The 3,056-nt window shown below is 46.3% G+C and carries 4 protein-coding genes; all 4 read right to left on the bottom strand.

Annotated features, from left to right (window positions below; genetic code table 11):
- Positions 1-30 precede the first annotated feature (30 nt).
- Genes V6C93_RS07660 through V6C93_RS07645 form a run of 4 tightly spaced genes read right to left on the bottom strand, consistent with a single transcriptional unit; the run spans position 31 to position 2,719 of the window.
- A complete protein-coding gene (locus tag V6C93_RS07660; RefSeq protein WP_349262643.1) occupies positions 31-450 on the bottom strand; it encodes a secondary thiamine-phosphate synthase enzyme YjbQ in 420 nt (139 codons plus the stop codon).
- A 53-nt stretch (positions 451-503) separates the two neighbouring features.
- Entirely contained in the window at positions 504-959 is a 456-nt protein-coding gene (locus V6C93_RS07655; RefSeq protein ID WP_333476061.1) for a hypothetical protein, read from the bottom strand.
- Between the two features lie 24 nt (positions 960-983).
- Entirely contained in the window at positions 984-1,622 is a 639-nt protein-coding gene (locus V6C93_RS07650) for a hypothetical protein (protein ID WP_333476060.1), read from the bottom strand.
- Entirely contained in the window at positions 1,619-2,719 is a 1,101-nt protein-coding gene (locus V6C93_RS07645) for a glycosyl transferase (protein WP_333476059.1), read from the bottom strand. The genes V6C93_RS07650 and V6C93_RS07645 overlap by 4 nt, the downstream gene beginning before the upstream one ends.
- Between the last annotated feature and the right edge of the window lie 337 nt (positions 2,720-3,056).

Genomic DNA, 3,056 nt, shown 5'->3' with positions numbered 1-3,056 from the left:
CTGCGGGACCTGCTTTGACCCGCAATGGTATTAGGTACCCGTGATGTGAATAACGACTTCACGGTTATGATTTTGTCGTCGATGTTCCCATATATAAATTCCCTGCCAGGTGCCCAAGAGTAATCTTCCTCGAGTAATGGGAATCTGTTCTGATGTTTTGGTAAGAACTGTGCGGATGTGAGCTGGCATATCATCAGGCCCTTCAGCATCATGAATATAGCTCTTACCATCCTCAGGGACTAATTTGGCGAAAAAATTAGATAAATCTTTCAGAACATCTGGGTCTGCATTTTCTTGAATCACCAAGCTTGCAGAGGTATGGCGTAAGAAAATCGTACACAGTCCAGTATCGATGCCTGACTCGGCAACAACAGATTGCACTTTTGAGGTAATTGGGGAGAATGATTTACCAGTGGTCTGAATCCTAAGAAGCTGTTGGTATTGAGTCATAGAGAGATTGACATGGGAGCGTAGAGTCGTCACCTGATAAAGTTTAAAGCAGCCTAGCCAGTCAGTTCATCGGTTGGCGTTTCCTCTAGTGGATCGAGTGAGACGCTTAATGGCTGACCCTTCAGCTCATCGAGTGGAATCACCTCTGGGACAGTTGCCTCAGTTGGATCTAGCTCACCATCGAGTGAAATCACCTCTGGGACGGTTGCCTCAGTTGGATCTAGCTCACCATCGAGTGGAGTTACCTCTGGAGCAGTTGCCTCAGCACTCTCCAATTTCTCTGCATGCTCAGCGTTTTGCTCTAGGTTGTCTATGTCTTGGTCAGAGCGATCAGCTTCTTGCTCAGTTGCCACTGCGTCTGAATCCTGCCAAGGGGAATCATAATGATTCCAAGGAAGAATAGGCGTGTTAGGCAGGTTGCGCGTTAAAACCGTTATATTGTCTGGATCGGGTTCCGGTAGACTTAACTGTTCTCCGGAGCCGATAGTGTCAACAGGTTTGGAATTCATAATTTTGAGTTTAGCCAGCTCTACTCAGCTCATTTGCACAAAATAAGATGCTACTACATGCATCAGAAGAATTATTGCAATCCCCCAAGTGACAAAAGCAGAATACTTCAATGATAGAGAAACGTCCTCCAATCGTTGCCTGTTTGCATTATAGGTCTCGGCTAGATTAACCAGCATTTGCAACTGATACTCTTCTGGTGACAAAACTAAATAACGTTCCAGAAATTTTTTATCTTCTAAGTTCGGGCTGATAGCCACCTGCCTGGGAAGAAAGGCGCTAATCAGTAAAGTGAAATTTAGCAGAAATCCTAGGATTTCTGCAATGCTGAAGGGGCTAAGGAAAAACAATAGCCGAGAGATAATTAAGCTCGTCAAAAGAGCGCCATTGGTGACGAACAAGATGTTTAGCTTCGTTGTCAGCGTTTGACTCCGCTCCCTTTGTTGGTCGAGTACCATACGCACATCCTTTGCCGCGAGTTCTAAGGTTGAAATAGAGCGATTTTCTCGACTTTCTGGTGTTTTGCTTTCTCTGGTTTCTGTTGTCTTGCTTTCTCTTGGTTCTGCTGCTGTTTCTACTGCCTGGTTCTCTTTTGTCTCTGCTGCCTTCGGTGTCTCTTGTATCTTTTGCGGTGTGTCGGGAAGGAAATTGACGGCGGCTGTCATTGCTGGGAGAGGTATCGGTGAGTCTGGTAATAGTTGATGACGGCTTGAGCGATCGCTTCTGTTCCCTCTTTTTCCACCTGTTGAGATTGCTTAGGTGGCTGGGGGGAATCGTATAAAAAGTCCCAATTGCCCTGGAAAAAGTCGGCGGGTGTCAAAATTTGATGATAAGCATAATTTTGGATACCCTCCAGCAGCACGGGGGCTTCGGCAAATCCCTCGCGAGTGAGAGTGGCGATCGGGATACCGACGCCTAGGGCTGAGGCAAAGGTACTGTACCCCGGTTTAGAAACAACTCGCCCACACAATGGCATAAATTCAACAGGACGATACTCTTTCCCGGAAACCTTGACTAAATTGGGCAAGTCGGGGGCTTGTGCGTCAAAGGTGATGAACTGCCAGTCCGGAAACTGATTCAGAGTGTGGTAAGGAATTCCCTGGAGATTCAGACCTCCGAAGGTCAGTAAGATTGTTTTGTCAGCAGGTAACGTCAGACCAAACTTGTCTCGCAACTGATCTGAAGTATAGCGTAGTGTACCACCTGTTAATCCTACATCTGTTATGTTTGGGAAGGCGCTCATGGGTTCGTGTAAGGGAAGACGAAATAGGCGATCGCATGTTGCATAACGCTCACTAATCCAATCCGCAATCTCAACAAATTCACCTCCCCAGTCTCGGTAAATAAAATCCCAGCCAAAGTTACTCATCATCCAACAAGGAATTCCTGCCGTTTTGGCTATTTTTGCGGCTAAAGGTGGGATATCGGCTAAGATTAGCCCCACCCGGTTCGTTCGGATAAAGTTCACTTCACTGGCAACAATTGAGTTCGCCGTAGCGCGAATCTGCCGCAGTTTCTCCAAAGTGGCGTCTTGATCCATATTTAGGCTGTCCGGCTGAATCACACCCACATCAAATGCCCGTGGGCGATGAATAAAATCGCCTGGGATATAGGTTTCTAACAGCCAGCGCGGCGCTGTTGTAACTAAAACGAGTAAAATTTCTGGACATAATTGTTGAATTGCCGCTGCTACACAGGAGGCACGCACAGCATGACCAAAGCCGTGGTTGGTGATGGCAATGTATAAAACGGGTCGAGACATGTTTGGCGATCGCTAAAATTTCACGTTACGACTTGTAACGCGTCAATGATACCCTGTTGAGTCATTTAACAAGTGTGTGGAGTAACGACTAATACAACCAGGAATTGACCAAGGTGATTTTAATGGGTTATTACATACACACAAAAGGCGACAGCACTATGACAAAACTTCCTACCATCAACTTGCCCTTGGAGCTGAATCGCAGAAAATTCTTCAAAGGAATTGGCTTGATGGGAACAGCGATAGGGGTACTGGCGACTGACGAGTTAAAGTTATACCCAAATCATAAACTGGAAGTATTAGAGACAGAGCCTGTGCCAACATGCAGTACCGAACT

Origin of the sequence: Allocoleopsis sp., assembly GCF_036703385.1 — a bacterium.
In the GTDB taxonomy this organism is placed as follows: Bacteria; Cyanobacteriota; Cyanobacteriia; order Cyanobacteriales; family Coleofasciculaceae; genus Allocoleopsis.
Note: the sequence above shows the minus strand (reverse complement) of the source record. Positions and strands in the feature narration are given on the sequence as shown.